Source organism: Microvirga sp. P5_D2, from assembly GCF_054049475.1.
Map to the genome: position 1 here is coordinate 1 of NZ_JBFUMH010000024.1, position 16,337 is coordinate 16,337.

General features: G+C 63.3%; 16 protein-coding genes. 6 read left to right on the plus strand and 10 right to left on the minus strand.

All coding sequences use genetic code 11. The annotated features are described in order from the left end of the window. On the plus strand, window positions 1–230 hold a 230-nt coding region (locus ACXJKO_RS09520), incomplete at its 5' end, for a transposase (protein WP_457090846.1). Here the strand turns inward: ACXJKO_RS09520 and ACXJKO_RS09525 are convergent. Further along, entirely contained in the window at window positions 231–1,430 is a 1,200-nt protein-coding gene (locus tag ACXJKO_RS09525) for a PAS domain-containing protein (RefSeq protein WP_457090847.1), read from the minus strand. 338 nt (window positions 1,431–1,768) lie between these two features. Between ACXJKO_RS09525 and ACXJKO_RS09530 the strand changes: the two genes are divergently transcribed. After that, window positions 1,769–3,361, plus strand: a complete 1,593-nt coding sequence (locus ACXJKO_RS09530; RefSeq protein ID WP_457090848.1) for an ABC-F family ATP-binding cassette domain-containing protein — start codon at window positions 1,769–1,771, stop codon at window positions 3,359–3,361. 5 nt (window positions 3,362–3,366) lie between these two features. Here ACXJKO_RS09530 and ACXJKO_RS09535 read toward each other — a convergent pair whose 3' ends face one another. From ACXJKO_RS09535 to ACXJKO_RS09555, 5 genes are all read right to left on the minus strand, one after another. Next, a complete protein-coding gene (locus tag ACXJKO_RS09535) occupies window positions 3,367–4,269 on the minus strand; it encodes a sugar kinase (protein WP_457090849.1) in 903 nt (300 codons plus the stop codon). Window positions 4,270–4,351: 82 nt separating this feature from the next. Next, window positions 4,352–5,260 carry an N-acetylglucosamine kinase gene (locus tag ACXJKO_RS09540; RefSeq protein WP_457090850.1) on the minus strand — a complete coding sequence of 303 codons (909 nt, stop codon included), beginning with the start codon at window positions 5,258–5,260 and terminating at the stop codon, window positions 4,352–4,354. 35 nt (window positions 5,261–5,295) lie between these two features. Further along, window positions 5,296–6,189, minus strand: a complete 894-nt coding sequence (locus tag ACXJKO_RS09545) for an N-acetylmuramic acid 6-phosphate etherase (RefSeq protein ID WP_457090851.1) — start codon at window positions 6,187–6,189, stop codon at window positions 5,296–5,298. Window positions 6,190–6,291: 102 nt separating this feature from the next. Beyond that, entirely contained in the window at window positions 6,292–7,317 is a 1,026-nt protein-coding gene (locus tag ACXJKO_RS09550) for a serine hydrolase domain-containing protein (RefSeq protein ID WP_457090852.1), read from the minus strand. Then, complete coding sequence (locus ACXJKO_RS09555; protein ID WP_457090853.1) at window positions 7,317–8,414, minus strand: anhydro-N-acetylmuramic acid kinase; 1,098 nt, start codon at window positions 8,412–8,414, stop codon at window positions 7,317–7,319. Before ACXJKO_RS09555 ends, ACXJKO_RS09550 begins: the two co-directional genes overlap by 1 nt. A 139-nt stretch (window positions 8,415–8,553) precedes the next feature. On the opposite strand from ACXJKO_RS09555, the gene ACXJKO_RS09560 reads away from it, so the two are divergent. The 4 genes from ACXJKO_RS09560 to ACXJKO_RS09575 all read left to right on the plus strand — a co-directional run bounded on the left by ACXJKO_RS09560 (window position 8,554) and on the right by ACXJKO_RS09575 (window position 12,340). Further along, window positions 8,554–10,053, plus strand: coding sequence for an ABC transporter substrate-binding protein (locus tag ACXJKO_RS09560; protein WP_457090854.1), 1,500 nt, complete (start codon window positions 8,554–8,556; stop codon window positions 10,051–10,053). Window positions 10,054–10,121: 68 nt separating this feature from the next. Next, complete coding sequence (locus tag ACXJKO_RS09565) at window positions 10,122–11,069, plus strand: ABC transporter permease (RefSeq protein WP_457090855.1); 948 nt, start codon at window positions 10,122–10,124, stop codon at window positions 11,067–11,069. Window positions 11,070–11,072: 3 nt separating this feature from the next. Continuing rightward, window positions 11,073–11,897, plus strand: coding sequence for an ABC transporter permease (locus ACXJKO_RS09570; protein ID WP_457090856.1), 825 nt, complete (start codon window positions 11,073–11,075; stop codon window positions 11,895–11,897). Next, window positions 11,894–12,340, plus strand: a complete 447-nt coding sequence (locus ACXJKO_RS09575; protein ID WP_457090857.1) for an N-acetyltransferase family protein — start codon at window positions 11,894–11,896, stop codon at window positions 12,338–12,340. The genes ACXJKO_RS09570 and ACXJKO_RS09575 overlap by 4 nt, the downstream gene beginning before the upstream one ends. On the opposite strand, the gene nagA is transcribed toward ACXJKO_RS09575, so the two are convergent. From nagA to ACXJKO_RS09595, 4 genes are read right to left on the minus strand one after another with little or no spacing between them, the layout of a single operon-like run. Next, complete coding sequence (gene nagA / locus ACXJKO_RS09580) at window positions 12,337–13,473, minus strand: N-acetylglucosamine-6-phosphate deacetylase (RefSeq protein ID WP_457090858.1); 1,137 nt, start codon at window positions 13,471–13,473, stop codon at window positions 12,337–12,339. The two genes, ACXJKO_RS09575 and nagA, sit on opposite strands and share 4 nt — an antisense overlap. Then, window positions 13,473–14,522 (minus strand): SIS domain-containing protein, encoded by a 1,050-nt coding sequence (locus ACXJKO_RS09585; protein WP_457090859.1) that lies wholly within the window; start codon window positions 14,520–14,522, stop codon window positions 13,473–13,475. The genes nagA and ACXJKO_RS09585 overlap by 1 nt, the downstream gene beginning before the upstream one ends. Beyond that, entirely contained in the window at window positions 14,515–15,294 is a 780-nt protein-coding gene (locus ACXJKO_RS09590; RefSeq protein ID WP_457090860.1) for a GntR family transcriptional regulator, read from the minus strand. Before ACXJKO_RS09590 ends, ACXJKO_RS09585 begins: the two co-directional genes overlap by 8 nt. Next, complete coding sequence (locus ACXJKO_RS09595; RefSeq protein WP_457090861.1) at window positions 15,291–16,172, minus strand: BadF/BadG/BcrA/BcrD ATPase family protein; 882 nt, start codon at window positions 16,170–16,172, stop codon at window positions 15,291–15,293. Before ACXJKO_RS09595 ends, ACXJKO_RS09590 begins: the two co-directional genes overlap by 4 nt. Window positions 16,173–16,337 lie beyond the last annotated feature (165 nt).

Here is a 16,337-nt window from a genome sequence, read left to right on the forward strand (position 1 = left end):
CACGCGGCCGCCGCATGATCCGCGGTGGTCGCGCCCATCTGCGTCAGGCGCTGTACATGCCGGCGCTGGTAGCGGCCCGCTTCAACCCGGATTTGAAAGCCAAGTACCAGGCCCTGCTCGCGGCGGGAAAGCCGGCGAAAGTCGCCCTGACGGCGATCATGCGCAAACTCATCATCTTGGCCAATGCGCTCTTGCGAGATCAGCGAAATTGGTCCCCAAAACCCGCTTGATCAATACGGATACTCTAGCGTGAGGCTCGTGGCGGCTTTTGCTCCAACGGCAATCGGCGCGCAATCGATCAAGATGCGTGCCGGCAGGCCGAAATCGCTATGCGGTGCAAGAATGGTCTGGGCGATCTCGGAGACCGATGTCTCACCCTCGCTCGGGCCATCCTCCGCGACAGCAGGGCGGATGAGTTCATGGGCCTTCGCCAGGGCGTTCAGGCGTCCATGAAGCGCGTCGGCCATATCCTTCGTCGAAGTGGCCGTCCGCGCCGTCATGGTCACCATGGCGCTCGCCATGGCGAGCAGGTTCTTGACGCGATGATCCAGCTCTTTCGCCAGAAGCTGCCGGGCCTCCTCGTTCTTGCGCCGCTCCGTGACGTCGAGCATCGTGCCGAGAAGGCGTAGGGGCTTCAGCGTAGCTCCCTCCGACGTGTAGAGCATGCGGCCCCGACAGCTGATCCAGCGGATATCCCCATCGGGATGAATGATCCGGTAGTCCATCTGGAGGCGCCCGCCGGAGGCAGGATCGTTCAGAGCATCGATTTTCCGGCTGACCCAATCCCTGTCTCCAGGATGGATGACGGAAAGCCAGAACTCATGCGTGAGCGTCAGATCGGCGCCTACGCCGAAAATCTCTCTGTAGCGATCCGACCAGTAAATCTTGCCGGTCGCGGCGGTCCAATCCCACATGCCCATTTCCGCGGCTTCGACGGCCAGGGTCAGGCGCTCATGGAAGAGATCCGCCTCATGGGCTTGTTCATCCGCAGCATCGCGCGCTTTGGCGCGCTCCGTCACATTGGCCGCGAGAGACAGGACGCCTTTGATCTCGTGATCCGCATTGCGGATCGGGAGGACTTTGAGATCCCAATAGGTCTGCAGACCGGCAATTGTCAGCGGAATATCCCTCAGCTCCTGCGGCTCTCCCGTGGTGTAGGCGCGGTGGCGCAGGGATTGAAGAGTGGGATTGTAAATCTCCCCCATGACATCGGAGGGCGTCCGGCCCGTGAAGTCCGCATCCGGCGAACCAAGGGCGGATCGGAACAGCCTATTGGCGAAGGCGAAGCGCGGCGGATGGCCGAAGGTGACGACAACCGCCAGGGGAATGTTCTCGAGGATATCGGCTAGCGCCTCATGGCCGAATTCCTCGACGCCGTCTCGCAGCCGAATCTCGTCAAGTCCAAATGCCCAAGGCTGAGAAGGACACACGGCTGAGAAACCCCCGAATTCGGATTGAGCCCTCAAGCGAGCACAGTGGGGGCTTTCTAGTTGTAATGAAGACAATATTACAAACGGTTAAGCTTCAAAGCAAGACGGTAGTCGGCAAGGTTTTGCTCATATGCGGGATTGAGCAGGGCTTACGATGCGAGACGTACTGTCGGCAGACGCGAAAGCCCGTCACCTTGCGAGGAGTAGCCGAACTCTTTATATCTGCCACCGGACGCCCACCCCATGAAGAGGCGTCGGTTTCGACAGGATGTGCGCCACAATGGATTTCAACCCGACAGCAATGCCAACCCGCCTTGCCACTGGGGAAATCCATATCCATGCCTGCCTCGATCATTCTCTCTCATCTCACATGGTCTTCGCCTGACGGCCGCACGCTTCTTCCCGATCTCGATCTGAATTTCGGCCGGGAGCGCACAGGGCTCGTCGGCCGCAATGGCATCGGCAAGACCACGCTGCTCAAGCTGATTTCCGGAGAACTACGCCCGCATTCCGGCATGATCTCCGTCACTGGCAGCTTAGGGATTCTGCGCCAGACGGTTCAGGTCGATCGGACGGAGACCATCGCGTCCCTCTTCGGCGTCGTCGATGCGCTGGCGATCCTGCACCGTGCCGAGACGGGCGAAGCGACAGCGGAGGAGCTTGCCAACGCCAATTGGATGCTCGAAGCGCGCATGGCTTCCGCACTCTCCAAGGTCGGTCTCGATGCGCAGCCCGACACGCTGCTTTCAAGCCTGTCCGGCGGACAGAGCGCACGGGCAGGCCTCGCCGCGCTCGTGTTTGCCGAGCCCGACTTCCTTCTCCTGGATGAGCCGACCAACAATCTCGACCGGGGTGGCCGCGCGGCTGTCATCGAGCTTCTTGCGAGCTGGCGCGGCGGTGCAATCGTCGTCAGTCATGACCGTGAGTTGCTCGAAACTATGGATGCCATCGTCGAGCTGACAAAGCTCGGTGCTGTGCGTTACGGCGGCAACTGGAGCCATTACTGCGAGAGCAAGGCACTGGAACTCGCAGCGACCCGGCGCGACCTGGCGGATGCCGAAAAGCGCGTTGCCGAGATTGATCGGAAGGCACAGGAAACGTCGGAGAGAAAAGCGCGCAAGGACGGCGTGGCCCAGCGAAAGCGGGCCAAGGGCGACATGCCGCGCATTCTTATGAACGGACTGAAAAGCCGAAGCGAGGAAACGAGCGCGAAGAACGCTCGTCTCACTGAGCGCCGCCGGATGCAGGCGTTTGAGACTGCCGCTTCCGCACGCGAGCGCATCGAGATCCTGCAGCCGTTTTCCGTGAAGCTTCCGCCTACGAATCTGCCCGCTGGCAGAACTGTTCTCGCAATCGAGTCTGCAAGCGTCGGCTATAAACCGGATCAGCTCATCCTGCGCGACTTATCCTTCTCCATCACAGGGCCGGAGCGCATCGCCATCGTCGGACCGAATGGTTCAGGAAAGACGACGCTGCTCGCGCTCATCACAGGGCAATTGCAGCCCTGGAGCGGGAGCGTGAAATTCGTGAGCGATTTCGCGCTGTTCGACCAGCGGGTGAGCCTGCTCGAAGAATCCGCCTCGATCCGCGACAACTTCCGCCGCATCAATCCGCAGGCGGATGAGAATTCCTGCCGGGCGGCGCTGGCCCGCTTCATGTTTCGGGCGGACGCGGCGCTGCAGCGGGTCTCGACTTTAAGCGGAGGGCAATTGCTGCGGGCGGGACTTGCCTGCGTGCTGGGCGGGCCGAGGCCGCCTGCACTTCTGATCCTCGACGAACCGACGAACCATCTCGACATCGATTCCATCGAAGCCGTCGAAGCTGGCTTGCGGGCCTATGACGGCGCGCTACTGATCGTTAGCCACGACGAGACTTTCCTGGACGCCATCGGCGTCTCGCGCAGGCTCGATCTCGCAGACACGCAGGCCTGAGAAACTCAGGCTGCGAGCTTGCGCTCCGCGAAGCGGGTCTGGACTTCCGTAATGTCGGTGAGCGTCGGCAGGCTGGCTTCGTTGCCGAGATGCTGGATCGCATGGGCCGAGGCCGAGCGGGCGAAGATGAAGTGTTCGCGCCAGGACAATTCGGGATGCGCCATGGCGGAATAAACATAGGCTCCATGGAAGATGTCGCCGGCGCCGTTCGTGTCCACCACTGCTTCGGAAGGGACATCGAGCGAGGGAAGGATGCCCTCGGTGCCCTTCTCGTCGTACCAGACCATTCCACGCTCGCCCAGGGTCACGCCGCCGATCTTGCAGCCGCGTCCCTTGAGGTAGGTCAGCATCTCGCCGGGCGTCATGTTCATCTGCTCGCACAGACGCTCGGCGACGATGGCGACGTCGATGAATTCCAGGAGCTCGTGCGTGTTGGAGCGCAGGCCGCCGCCGTCGAGGGAGGTGAGGATGCCCGTCTCGCGGCAGGCCTTGGCGTAATGCATCGCCGCGTCGGCCTGGTGGCCGTCGAGGTGGAGTGCGCGGCAGCCCTGAAGGTTCAGCGGCGGAACCGGGTGGAGATAATGGTCGTCGCGGCAGCGCACGATGGCGCGCTTGCCGCCGCGCGGCATGATGAAGGAGAGCGAGGATTCCTTCACTTTCCGGTGATGGACGGAGATGCCGTATTTCGCCGCCATGTCGATGAACATGCGGCCCAGCCAGTCATCGGCGATCGAGGTCAGGAGATCGGGCGGGATGCCGAGCTTGGCGCAGGCGAAAGCCGCCGTCACTGCGTTGCCGCCGAAGGAAATCGCGTAATCCCGTGCCACGGTCTTGTCATCGCCTGTCGGCAGCTCGTCCGCCAGGAAGGTTACGTCGATATAGGTCTGACCCACGAAAAGAGCTTGCATGACTTCAACATCGCCTTCGCTGTGAATTCCATGGGGAGTCTTGGACGAGGAGCGCGTTGGACGCAAGCCTTTCGGAAAATCCTCAAGCTTTGTTGAGGGTTGCCGCCAACCGGGCGCCCGTGAGTGCCGCGTCCACATCCGTGGCGATGAACTCGACCGGGACCAGCAATCCCTTGCGGAAAGCCTCGGCCACGATGGGGTGAAGCCGCGAGCTGCCGCCCGCCAGCGCTACCGGGCGAGGGCCGACGCGCTTGGCAAGCGCATTGGCCAACCGGGCCAGTTCCTCGCCTGCTTCCCTTAAGATGTGCAGCGCAGTTTCGTCGCCGGCCGTTGCGGCTTCGCCCACCGCCCGCGCCAGGGAGCCGATCTTGCCCCTGTCGCCGCCATAGACGAAGGAGCGCACGATGTTCCAATCCGTGCCGCCGAGCGCGCTCTCCAAGCTTTTGCCGAGCTTTGTCGCCCAGCCCTCGCCGGGGCTTTCCTCTTCCTTGCGCAAGATCGCCTTCAGGGCCTCGCGGGCGATCCAGAATCCGGAGCCGCCGTCATCGATCAGGTTGCCGCGCCCGCCGACGCGGATCACGTCCTTGTCCTCGGTGAGGTAATAGCCGATGGAGCCCGTGCCGCTATAGACCAGGATGCCTTCGCCGAGCGCGAAATAGGACAGGTAGGCGATCCACATATCCTCCGCGACGAAGATCCTGTCCTGCGGGATCTCGAAAACATCCGCGAAGATCGCTCGCATGGTCGCCTCGGCAGGCGTGTCGCGCGTCAGTCCCGTGATGCCGGCGATGATTCCGAGCGGCTTGCCGGTGCGCATGACAACCTGTGCCATGTCGAGGATGATCTGCCGCGCCCTTTCCTCGGCGGCGGCTGAAAACAGATGGCCGGTGAGCGGATCGGACGTGCCTTGCGCGACGCATTGCCCGTTCTCGTCGGCGACGCGCCAGCGCGTCGCCGTTCCGCCCGCGTCGATGCCAAGCCCCAATGCCATGACGCTGAATGCCCCTCGCTGAAACCCTTGAGGTTTTACTTCTTCAATGCGGAGAAGTCTGCCAGGGCCGCGCGCAAATTGCCATTGCTACGTTCGAGCGCGCCTTGCGCCTCTGCCAGCGTGGCGCCCATGGCGATGAGAACGGCGGTCTTCAGGTCGCCGCCGGATTGGCTGATCGCATTGGCGGCATCCGAATCGCTGCAATCGGTGATCTGCTGCACCATGATCTCGCTGCGGCGGCGCAGTTTCGCGTTCGTCGCGCGCATGTTGACCATGAGGCCGCGATAGACGCGGTCGAGGCGCACCATGATGAGCGTGGAGAGAAGGTTGAGAATCACCTTCTGGGCCGTGCCGGCCTTCATGCGGGTCGAACCCGCGATCACCTCCTCGCCGGTATCGGCGAGAATCGGGTGTGAGCAGACATCGAGGATAAGCGCATCGGGATTGTTGGAGATGCCGATGGTCTGGGCGCCGCGCGAAGCCGCCTCCTTGAGGGCGGCTATGGTAAACGGCGTCCTGCCGCTCGCGGCAACGCCGATCACCACGTCGTTAGGGCCGATATTGTTGTCGCGGATTCCGGCCGTGCCTTCCTCCACCGAATCTTCAGCGTTCTCGACCGCCTTCATGATCGCGCCCTGGCCGCCCGCGATCAGGTAGACGATCTTGTCGTCGGGCCAGTTGAAGGTGGGGGGCAGCTCCGTGCCGTCCTGAACGCCGATACGGCCCGAGGTTCCGGCACCCGCATAGACCAGCCGTCCGCCACGGCGCAGACGCGCCGCAGCCTCTTCCGCCGCAACTGCAATAGCCGGCAGGGAGGTGCGAACGGCCGCCACCGCCGAGAGTTGGCCCTCATAGAAGGCTGAAAGGACATCGAGGCTCGGCCAAGTGTCGAGGTCTTGATAACGGGTGCTGAAATGTTCTGTCGCCATGGCCCACTCTTTTCTTGCAGACCAGTATAGGTCCAGTTGGCCGCCCCAGCAATCGCCCAAGGGACTTCAAGAGCGCAACTCACCAGGTTTTTGCGAGCATCCTTAAGAGCGCGCCGAGTGATCGAACAACGTGATCACCCGCTCGCCGGTTGCCTTGCGCAGGGCTAAGATTCCACTGTCCTTGTGCCGGCTCGGGTGGACGCGATTGGTCAGGAGCGACCAGGCCAAGCCGCGCTCGAAATCCAGCCACAAACCGGTGCCCGTAAAGCCCGTATGGCCGATGGTCGTGGGCGAGCAGAGATCGCCGCCGTGCCAGCCGGGATAAAAACCTTCCCACCCCACGGTCCGCTTCTCCGATTCTCGGGTGCGGATGGCGGTGAGCGAAGCGGATGAGAGCGCCGAGCCGTCGAGCAGCCCATGCGCGAAATCGAGAACCGCATCGATGGTGCCGAAGAGGCCCGCATGGCCTGACGCGCCGCCGAGGGCGAAGGCGTTTTCGTCATGCACCTCGCCACGGATCACGCGCCCACGCCACGTGCAGCGTTCCGTCGCCGCGCAGAGTTTCGGGTCCGGTCGGAACGAGAAGTTCGGCGGCAAGGGCTGGTCGATCAGCGCCTGTCCGGTGATGCGCTCGATGGCGATGCCGAGAAGCTTGTAGTTGATGTCGGAATAGACCGGCGGACCGCTCTGCCAGACGCGTTGCAGGATGAAGGCGCGCAGCGTGGTTGGATCCTGCCCATAGGTATAAAGTGGCTCGACGGCGGGCAGGTGTGTTTGATGCGCGAGACACTGGCGAAACGTGAGCCGCCGCTCGGCGGCGTTCATATCGTATTGCCGCAGATCGGGAATGACGGTGACGAGCGGATCGTCGAGGGCGATCCTGCCTTGCTCTACCAATTGCAGAATGCGCGTGGTGGTGAAGATCACCTTCGTCAGCGAGGCGAGATCGAACCATGTCTCGCGGGAAAGGCTTTCACGCTCCGGTTCGATCTGCGCCCATCCGCGCCACGACACGGCACGCTCGCCATCTGTCGTGATGATGCCGAGGACCGCACCAGGGATATTACCGCTGTCGACCGACGCCGCGGCGGGCGCGAAGGCCTCGCCGATCAAACTCTCCAGAGACATCAGGCTGCCCGATGCAGCTCGCCGCCGGGCATGGGGTGCGGCACGCCTGTCGTCGTGGGAAGGCTGAGCGGCAGCCCCAAGGTCGAGCGAACCGCGAGATAGGCAAAAGCCTGCGCCTCAAGGAAATCGCCGTTCCAGCCCACCGCTTCCACAGGATCGACGGCAACGCCGAGGCGCTCGTGAAGGCGCTTCATGAAATGCGCGTTGCGCCGCCCGCCACCGGTCACGAGCCAGCGTTGCGGCCGGCTCGGCACATGCCGGAGCGATGCGATGACGGATTCGATGGTGAACGCGGCAAGGGTTGCCGCGCCATCCTCATCCGAGAGCGCTTCCACGCTTTTCGCGCGGGCATGGAAATCCTGACGGTCGAGGGACTTCGGAGCAGGGCGGTCGAAGAACGGGTTCTGCATGAAGGCTTCAACCAATGCCTGATCCGCTTTGCCGGATGCGGCGAGCTGGCCGTTCTCGTCGAAGCTGAGGCCGCGACGGCGCAGGATGAAATCGTCGAGCAGGGCGCTGGCTGGGCCTGTGTCGAAAGCGATTACCGTATCGCCGTCGATATAGGTCACGTTGCCGACGCCGCCGAGATTGAGAATCATGACCGGCTGGTCGAGCGTGCTCGCGAGCGCGCGGTGATAAAGCGGCACGAAGGGCGCGCCCTCGCCGCCCGATGCCACATCCGCATGGCGGAAGCGATCGACCGTGTCGATGCCGAGTTCACGCGCGACGAGAGCGCCGATGCCGAGCTGGCGCGTAAAGCGAACTTCCGGCCGGTGATAGACCGTCTGGCCGTGAAAGCCGATGAGGCTCACATCCTTCGCCGCAATGCCCTCTTCCTGAATGAAACGGCGGATCGCGGCGACATGGGCCTGCGTGACCGCCTGCTCCAGATCCTCCAGCGGTTCGCTCTGCGCGCGCGCCGGTTCCGCAATGAGGCCCTGGAGGGTTTTCCGCAGATCGGCGGGGTAGGAGAACGTGTTCCCCGCGCCCGGCCGAACCAGGGTGTCGCCATCCGTCTCGACGATGGAGACGTCGATCCCGTCCATGGAGGTTCCACTGATGACACCAATGGCTTTCAAGAGCGGGCGTTGGGACATTCGATCCTCCGGAATTCAGGCTGTGGGGCAAACCATAGCACAGGCATCGGGGTGGTCTAGAGTGGTATGAGATTGGACCATGACAGGTGCAGGAAGGTGTCCTATAAATCCCTTGCGGCTTCCAAGGGAGAAAAGACGCATGTTCAGGTCAGCGCTGCGCACCACACTGGGCGCGGGTTTCATGGTGGCGGCAATAGCCTCCGCCTCGGCTCAGGTTCTGGAAATCGGAATGGATAACGGGCCGACTGGGCTTGATCCCCACCTCATCACTGCCTTTCCGAGCTTCATGGTGGTGAACGGCAATATCTATGAAGGCCTCACCGCCATTGATAAGGATCTCAAGGTCATTCCGAGCCTTGCCGAATCCTGGACTGTCGCGCCGGACGGCAAGACCTATACCTTCAAGCTACGCTCGGGCGTGAAATTCCATGACGGCTCGCCCTTCGAGGCGGCGGACGTGGTGGCTTCCGTGAAGCGCGTGTTGAGCAAGGAGATCGCCTCGCCACGAGCAAGCCGCTTGTCTGCTATCGATAGTGCCAATGCGATCGATGCCACGACAGTTGAGTTTAAGTTGAAGGAGCCATCTTCTGCTCTCTTGGCGTCGCTTGCCGATATCGCCATCGTGCCGCGCTCCATGGAGACCAACAAGGACGCGCTCCAGAAGACGCCGGTCGGCACGGGTCCGTTCAAGTTTCAGGAATGGCAGCCCAACGGCTTCATCCTGCTTAGCAAAAACGACGCCTATTGGGAAAAGGGCCTGCCGAAACTCGCCGGCCTCAAGTTCAACATTGTGCCTGAATCTGCCACCCGCCAGGTGGGCCTGACCAACGGCCAGTATGCGCTTCTGCCCAACATCGATGCGGCCACCGCCCTGCAGCTCAAGGGCAAGCCCAACGTGAAGCTCGCCGAGACCATGGATCTCGCCTACACGCTTATCGGCATGAACGTGTCGAAGCCGCCCTTCGACAACCCGAAGGTGCGTGAGGCCGTGAACTACGCGATCAACCGTAAGGAGATCGTGGACGCGGCGCTCTTCGGCGCAGGCGTTCCCGGCGGTCCGCTCTCGCCGGCGCTCAAGTCCTGGGCGCTCGATGTGAACCAGTTCGGCTGCTATACCCACGATCCCGCCAAGGCCCAGGCGCTTCTGAAGGAAGCGGGCGTCGCGACGCCGGTTGCCGTTTCCATGAAGGTTCTGCCGCGCCAGGACATCAAGGATGTCGCCCAGGTTGTGCAGGAGCAGCTGAACAAGGCCGGCTTCAAGGTTGAGCTCGTCAACCAGGAGCAGGGCCAGTTCATTCAGGATTGGCGCAACAGCAACTTCGACATGTTCGCCTCCATCAATGCCGGCCAGCCTGATCCGGACGAGTATTTCTACCGCACGTTCCGCACCGGCGGCTCGACCAACGTGTTCAAGTACTCGGATGCGGAGATCGACGGACTGCTCGACAAGGCGCGCACCCTGACGAACCAGGCTGAGCGCAAGACCGCCTATGACGCCGTGCAGAAAAAGCTCGCCTGCACCGGCCCCGTGGCGCACCTGACCTATGGCACCCTGTTCTCCGCCATGAACAGCAAGCTGCAAGGCTATGACGTGATGCCGAACCGTTCGCTCATGCTGCTGCGCAACGCATCGTACTAAGAAGCATTGATGGCACCGGCGCGGCTTGCTCGCGCCGGTGCCATCTTTTTTTAAAAGAGTTTGCCCGCATGAACCGTGTCCTGCTCGCGCGTCTCATCGATCTCGTCATTGTCCTGTTCGGCGTGTCGATCATCGTCTTCCTGATGATCCGCCTGATCCCCGGCGACGCGGTGGCGATCATGCTGGGTGCCAACACCGAGATCACGCCCGAGCGCATGGCGGAGCTCAACCGCCGCGTCGGCCTCGACCGGCCGCTCATCGAGCAATACCTGACCTGGGCGGGCTCCGCGCTCCGTGGAGATTTCGGCACGTCGTTGTGGACCGGGCGGCCCGTCTCGACGGAAATCGTCAATCATCTCTGGCCGACTCTTGAGCTGACCTTCCTGTCGCTCCTCGTCGGCGCGGTGCTGTCCGTGCCCGTCGGCTGCCTGATGGCGCAGACGCGCGGCGGCGCTGCGGATGTGGCAATGCGGATCGGCGCCATCGCGGGGCTCACGATCCCGTCCTTCTGGCTAGGCATTGTGATGATCCTTCTGCTCTCCTCGCTTGCCCCGGGTTTCGCCTCGCTCGGCTATGTGCCGTTCTCCGAAGATCCCATCGGCAATCTCCAGCGCATGGCCCTGCCGTCCTTCGCGCTCGCCCTGCCGATTCTCGCCAATCTCTCCCGTCTCGTGCGCTCGGCCATGCTCGATGCGCTGGGGCAGGATTATGTCCGTACCGCACGGGCGAAGGGCCTCCCGGAGCGGCGGGTGGTCTACAAGCACGCGCTGCGCAACGCGCTCATCCCGTTTCTCACCAGCGTCGGCATCATGACCGGCTATCTGCTCGGCGGGGCCATCGTGGTGGAGCAGGTCTTCGCCATTCCCGGCCTCGGGCGTCTTATCCTGGGCGCGATTGCCGAGCGCAATTACCCGCTGATCCAGGCGACCATTCTGGTGGTGACGGCAGGCTTCGTCGTCGTGAACTTTCTCGTCGATTTTCTCTACATCATCGTCGACCCGCGCGTGAGGGCTTGAGCCGTGAAGCGTTTGGCCAAGAACAAGCTCCTCGCTTTCGCCGTCATCCTGGTGGCGATCCAGTTGATCCTCGCCATCGGCGCGCCGATCTTCGCGCCCTACGATCCCATGGCGCAGAGCGTGGCGCGGCGGCTGCGCGGGCCGACGGAACTGAACTGGCTCGGCACCGACCAGCTCGGGCGCGATGTGCTCACCCGTATTCTCTACGGCTATCGCACGTCCCTCATCGCCTGCATCCTCGCGGTCGGCATCGCGCTTTTGGCCGGCGGCACGCTGGGGCTCGTCGCCGCCTATTATCGCGGCTGGCTTGATCGCATCATCATGCGTGTCATGGATGTGCTTTTCGCCTTCCCAGTGATGCTGCTCGCCATCGGCATCATCGCGGTCTTAGGGCCGCATACCTACAGCGCCGCTGCCGCCATCGCCGTGGTCTACACGCCGATCTTCGCCCGCCTCTTACGCGGCCCAGCGCTGGTTCTCTGCGAGAGCGAGTACGTGGCAGGCGCCAGGGCCATTGGAGCTTCGGACGCTCGCATCATCTTCCTGCACATCCTGCCGAACCTCGCCTCCGTCATTCTCGTTCAGACAAGCCTGCTGCTCTCGGCGGCGATCCTCGTGGAAGCCTCGCTCTCCTTCCTCGGCCTCGGCACGCAGCCGCCGACGCCCTCTCTCGGTCTCATGCTGTCGGAAGGGCGTAACTTCCTCATGCTGTCGCCCTGGAGCGCGATCTTCGCGGGCTTCGCCATCCTCTTCCTCTCATTCGGCTTCAACCTGTTGGGCGATGCCCTTCGCGACACCCTCGATCCGCGCCTGAGAGGCCAGCCGTGAAGGTTCGTGCTGCCACCGCCGATGACATTCCGGAGCTGGCGGCGATTGCCGAGCGCTCCTATCGCGCAGCATTCAAGGGTATTCTGGAAGATGAGGTGCTGGCAGCGCGCCGCGCCCGTTTCTTCGCTAAGCGGTTTCAGGTATCTTGGCAGCACATGCTCGTATCCGCCGCGAGGAGCCAACTCACCGGTTTCCTGCTGATGACGGATGACCATATCGACATGCTGTTCATGGACCCTGCTGCAAGTGGGCAGGGCGGTGGCGCGCTTCTTCTGAAAGCTGCGGAAGAACTGGGAGCCACAGGTCTCGAGTGCTTCCGCGACAACCATGGAGCGCGTCGCTTCTATGAGCGCCATGGTTGGCGTGTTGTGCGCGAGTATAGGCGTAAGTATGCCGCACGAAGCCGCGACTTTGTGCGGTATGAGAAGATACCTGGAGCCTAGTTCAGCGCTTCGCCGCCGATCCAGGTGTTCTGCACGTGCAGATGCTCGTCGAGCAGAACGAGATCGGCGCGATAGCCGGGTGCAATGCGGCCGAGTTCGTGATCGAGCTTCAGGAAGGTAGCCGGTGCCAGGGAGGCCATGCGCAGAACATCTGGAAGCGCAAGATCCAGACGCTCGATGCTATTGCGCACGGCGCTTGCCATGTCGAGATCGGAGCCGGCGAGCGTGCCGTCTGCCGTGGTGAGCTTTCCGCCCTTGCGATAGATCGTGCGGCCGTGCAGGTCGAAGCTTTCGATGTCCGTGCCTGTCACCGACATGGCATCGCTCACGAGCATCATGTGCTCGGTGCCCTTGGCCGCGATAGCAATCCTCAAGGAAGCGTCACTCACGTGATGCCCATCGACGATGATGCCGCACCACGTGTCATGGTTATCGAGGGCTGCACCCACCGGGCCGGGCTCGCGCCCGGCGAGCGGCGGCATGGCGTTGAAGAGATGGGTGAAGCCTCTCAGGCCGTAGCGGAGCGCCTTGGTAACGGTGTCATAATCACCGGCGGTATGTCCGGCGCAGATCAGGACGCCGGCAGTGGCGAGCCGCGCGATCGATTCCATGCTGTTGCGCTCGGGCGCGAGCGTCACGATGGTCCGGCCTTCTTGCAGGGAGGTCATGATCGCGATGTCCTCATCCTCCATGGGGCGCATGAAGGCGGGATTGTGCACGCCCTTGCGCTCCGGGTTGATGAAGGGGCCTTCGAGGTGAATGCCGAGAACGCCGGGAACGCGCGCGGCAAGCGCGTCGCGCATGGCGTTTACGGCCTCCGCCATCGTCTCGCGGGTATCCGTGATGAAGGTGGGCAGCAAGCCCGTGGTGCCGCAGGTGCGGTGCGCCGATGCGATGGTGCGGATGGCGTCCACGCTGCGCACATCGTTGAACAGAATGCCGCCGCCGCCATTCACCTGCACGTCGATGAAGCCCGGAGCGAGCAGTCCCTCGATGTGGCGGCGCTCGATACCGGCGCCCAGATCCTGTTCGAGGGGAACGGCCTGAATGCGGCCATCCTCGATGACGACCGCGCGGCCTTCGAACATGTGGGTGCCGTCGAAAAGACGTGCGCCTGTGAGGGCAATCGGCATCAGACCGTCTCCGTCACCTTGCGCAGGCGAGGCGGGTTGTCAGGGTTGCGACCGCGCGCCTGGGCGATGGCGTTCACGAGCGGATAGAAGCTCTGGATCATGGCAATCGGCGCCAAGTAGGGATGCACGTTCTCGACGGAGGGCAGCATGACGGAAGCGGGCCCCTCGGCCGCGCCCGCGACAACCACGGGAACGCCCTGCTCGTTGAGCTTCGTCACGAGATCGTTCACGCCGTTCAACGTTTCATCGCGCTGGCTGAGCACGAGAATCGGGAAGTGATCGCCCGCGAGCGTCCACGGGCCGTGCATCAGCTCTGCCGCGCTCATCGCCTCCGCATGGATGCCCGAAGTTTCCTTCAGCTTGAGCGCCACTTCCTGCGCCGCGGCAAAGCCGACACCGCGTCCGACCACGAAGAGGTTGTTTGCCCCCGACAGTTCTGCGAGCGCCGGCGACCAGTCGAGGGCAGCGGCCTTGTCGAGCACGTCCGGCAGGGTGTCGAGAGCGGCGAGCAATTCCTTGTCCTTGGACCAATGCGCCACGAGCTGGAAGCCCGCTGCCAGCGCCGCGATGAAGGACTTGGTGGCGGCCACGCTCTTTTCCTGGCCTGCGTGAAGCGGCAGCACCACCTCGCAGGTGGAGGCGAGCGGCGATGTCGTGTCGTTGACGAGCGCAACCGTGAGCGCGCCATCGTCCCGCCCGGCCTGCGCCAGATTGAGGATGTCCGGGCTGCGGCCCGATTGCGAGACGGCGAGGAACAGCGCATCGCGCATGCGCGGACGCGCCTCGTAGACCGAAGTGACGGACGGACCGACGGAAGCGGTGACGAGACCCGAATGAATCTCGAGCAGGTATTTCACGAAGGTCGCCGCGTTGTCGGAGCTGCCGCGCGCGCAGGTGACGGCGAAGGGCGGCGGGGAGGCACGCAGTCGGTCGCCGAGGTCACGGCAGAGACCCGCGTTGCGGGCAAGCAGATTGGCGACCACCTGCGGCGCTTCGCGGGCCTCGCTCAGCATGGCTGTCATGGAGGCGGGATTGTTCAGATCAGGCATCATTTTGAATCCGTTCGGGCTGGCTGATGGTCAGCTCGGCCACGAAATCATAGGCATCGCCCCGGTAATAGGACGAGGTGAACTCGACGACTTCGCCCGTTGCGGTAAACGAGCGGCGTTCGATGTAGAGAGCAGGGCTCTCAGGTGGAACGTGGAGCAGGGACGCCTGTTCCTCGTTTAGAAGCACGGCGTGCAAGCGTTGCAGGGCGCGGCTCGGCATGAAGCCCTGCTCGTGCAATGCAGAATAAAGCGACTGCTTCACCAGAGCAGGATCGGGCAGGAAGCGCGAGGGCACGACCGCATGCTCGATGGCCATGGGAATATCGTTGGCGAGGCGAAGACGATTGACGCGGCTCACCGTCTCGCCGGGTGAAAGACCCAAAGCCATGAGCTCGTCGGGAGAAGCCTGACCCGTCGAGCGGCTGAGCAGGACGGCAGAGGATTGCAGGCCGCGCGCTGACATGTCGTCTGTGAAGCTCGACAGGCGCGAGAGCGGTTGTTCGAGGCGCATCTGCGACGCGATGAAGGTGCCCGAGCCCCAGCGCTGAACAAGCACGCCCTTCTTCACGAGGCCGGTGATCGCCTTGCGCACAGTGACGCGCGAGATGCCGAGCTGCTTGGCAAGATCGCGCTCGCCGGGCAGCGCATCGTCCGCTTTCAGCGAACCTTTACGAACCGCTTCCTCGATGGATTGCTGGAGCTGGAGGTAGAGCGGCGTGGGATTGGCTTCATCCAGCGGCAGGCCGAACGCTTCAGAGGTCTGACCGGTCATTGCGGCCTCCGCTTTGAGGCTTCCCGCCCCAGGAGAATGGCGCCGTCCAGGGCATCCGCAACTGGGGGCACGATGACCCCCTGAACCGGAGGCGGAAGCCAAGGCTTCAAGGGCTCCGCCAAGCCGCCGAACAGGCAGATGGCGGGCGCGCCGAGTTCGAGAAGGCGGGTTGCGATTCGGGCCACGCCGGCAGCCGCATCCTCGATGATAGCCATGCCCAGCGGATCGCGCCGGTTCGCGTGCTCCAGCACGAGGGGCGCATAGGTGGCGTAGTCGCCGGGTCGTGCCTTGCCGACCCAATCCACCATCGCTTCGAGGCTGTTCTCGAAGTTGCGCAGCACGGCCTCGGACAATGGTGTCGAGGGAATGCGTCCGTCATGGGCCCACACACTGCGGCGCAGAACCTCGCGGCCGATGGTCGATCCGCTGCCCTCGTCGGAAATCTCGTAGCCCCAGCCGCCGACGTAATGACAGTAACCGCCGGCCCCGCCATAGCCGCAGGAGCCCGTGCCGACGATGAGGATCGCGCCATCGCCGCCGTTGAAGGCGCCGAGCCAGGCGGTGTGCGCATCCGTGTCGATAGCGAAGCTTGCGAAAGGATGGGGGCGGGAGAGAAGCCGCTCGACGGCGCTGGCTTGCCCCGCTCCGGCAGCGCCCATGCCAGCATGTATGGCCGTCAGGTCGCTGTCCTGAAGCCCTGCCTGGGCAAGCGCCTCCCGGCAGGCGGTGAGGATGGAGGCCCAGACCACATCGGGATCGAGCCGGATATTGGAGGGGCCGCCCGTGCCTTCCCCGAGGAGATTGTCCTTCGCATCGCGCAGACGGGCCCGGCACTTGGTGCCGCCGCCGTCAATGCCAAGGAAAAGGGGCTCACTCATGGGAACATGGGTCTCGGGAACTAATCACCAGTACAATGCCACTTAATATCCAGTTCGTGAAGGGGCGCTGAGGAGGAATACCCAGCCTTCCGAGGTGCCACTCTATGAAACGATGTGCTGTTGACGCAGCTGCTCCGTCTCAAGCGCTGTAAGGCGATACCAGTA

Bases quoted from the DNA above. Each gene is read 5' to 3' on its own strand.
- ACXJKO_RS09530 (WP_457090848.1), top strand. From the start codon at position 1,769: ATGCCTGCCTCGATCATTCTCTCTCATCTCACATGGTCTTCGCCTGAC.
- ACXJKO_RS09535 (WP_457090849.1), bottom strand. From the start codon at position 4,269: ATGCAAGCTCTTTTCGTGGGTCAGACCTATATCGACGTAACCTTCCTG.
- ACXJKO_RS09540 (WP_457090850.1), bottom strand. From the start codon at position 5,260: ATGGCATTGGGGCTTGGCATCGACGCGGGCGGAACGGCGACGCGCTGG.
- ACXJKO_RS09545 (WP_457090851.1), bottom strand. From the start codon at position 6,189: ATGGCGACAGAACATTTCAGCACCCGTTATCAAGACCTCGACACTTGG.
- ACXJKO_RS09550 (WP_457090852.1), bottom strand. From the start codon at position 7,317: ATGTCTCTGGAGAGTTTGATCGGCGAGGCCTTCGCGCCCGCCGCGGCG.
- ACXJKO_RS09555 (WP_457090853.1), bottom strand. From the start codon at position 8,414: ATGTCCCAACGCCCGCTCTTGAAAGCCATTGGTGTCATCAGTGGAACC.
- ACXJKO_RS09560 (WP_457090854.1), top strand. From the start codon at position 8,554: ATGTTCAGGTCAGCGCTGCGCACCACACTGGGCGCGGGTTTCATGGTG.
- ACXJKO_RS09565 (WP_457090855.1), top strand. From the start codon at position 10,122: ATGAACCGTGTCCTGCTCGCGCGTCTCATCGATCTCGTCATTGTCCTG.
- nagA (WP_457090858.1), bottom strand. From the start codon at position 13,473: ATGCCGATTGCCCTCACAGGCGCACGTCTTTTCGACGGCACCCACATG.
- ACXJKO_RS09585 (WP_457090859.1), bottom strand. From the start codon at position 14,522: ATGCCTGATCTGAACAATCCCGCCTCCATGACAGCCATGCTGAGCGAG.
- ACXJKO_RS09590 (WP_457090860.1), bottom strand. From the start codon at position 15,294: ATGACCGGTCAGACCTCTGAAGCGTTCGGCCTGCCGCTGGATGAAGCC.
- ACXJKO_RS09595 (WP_457090861.1), bottom strand. From the start codon at position 16,172: ATGAGTGAGCCCCTTTTCCTTGGCATTGACGGCGGCGGCACCAAGTGC.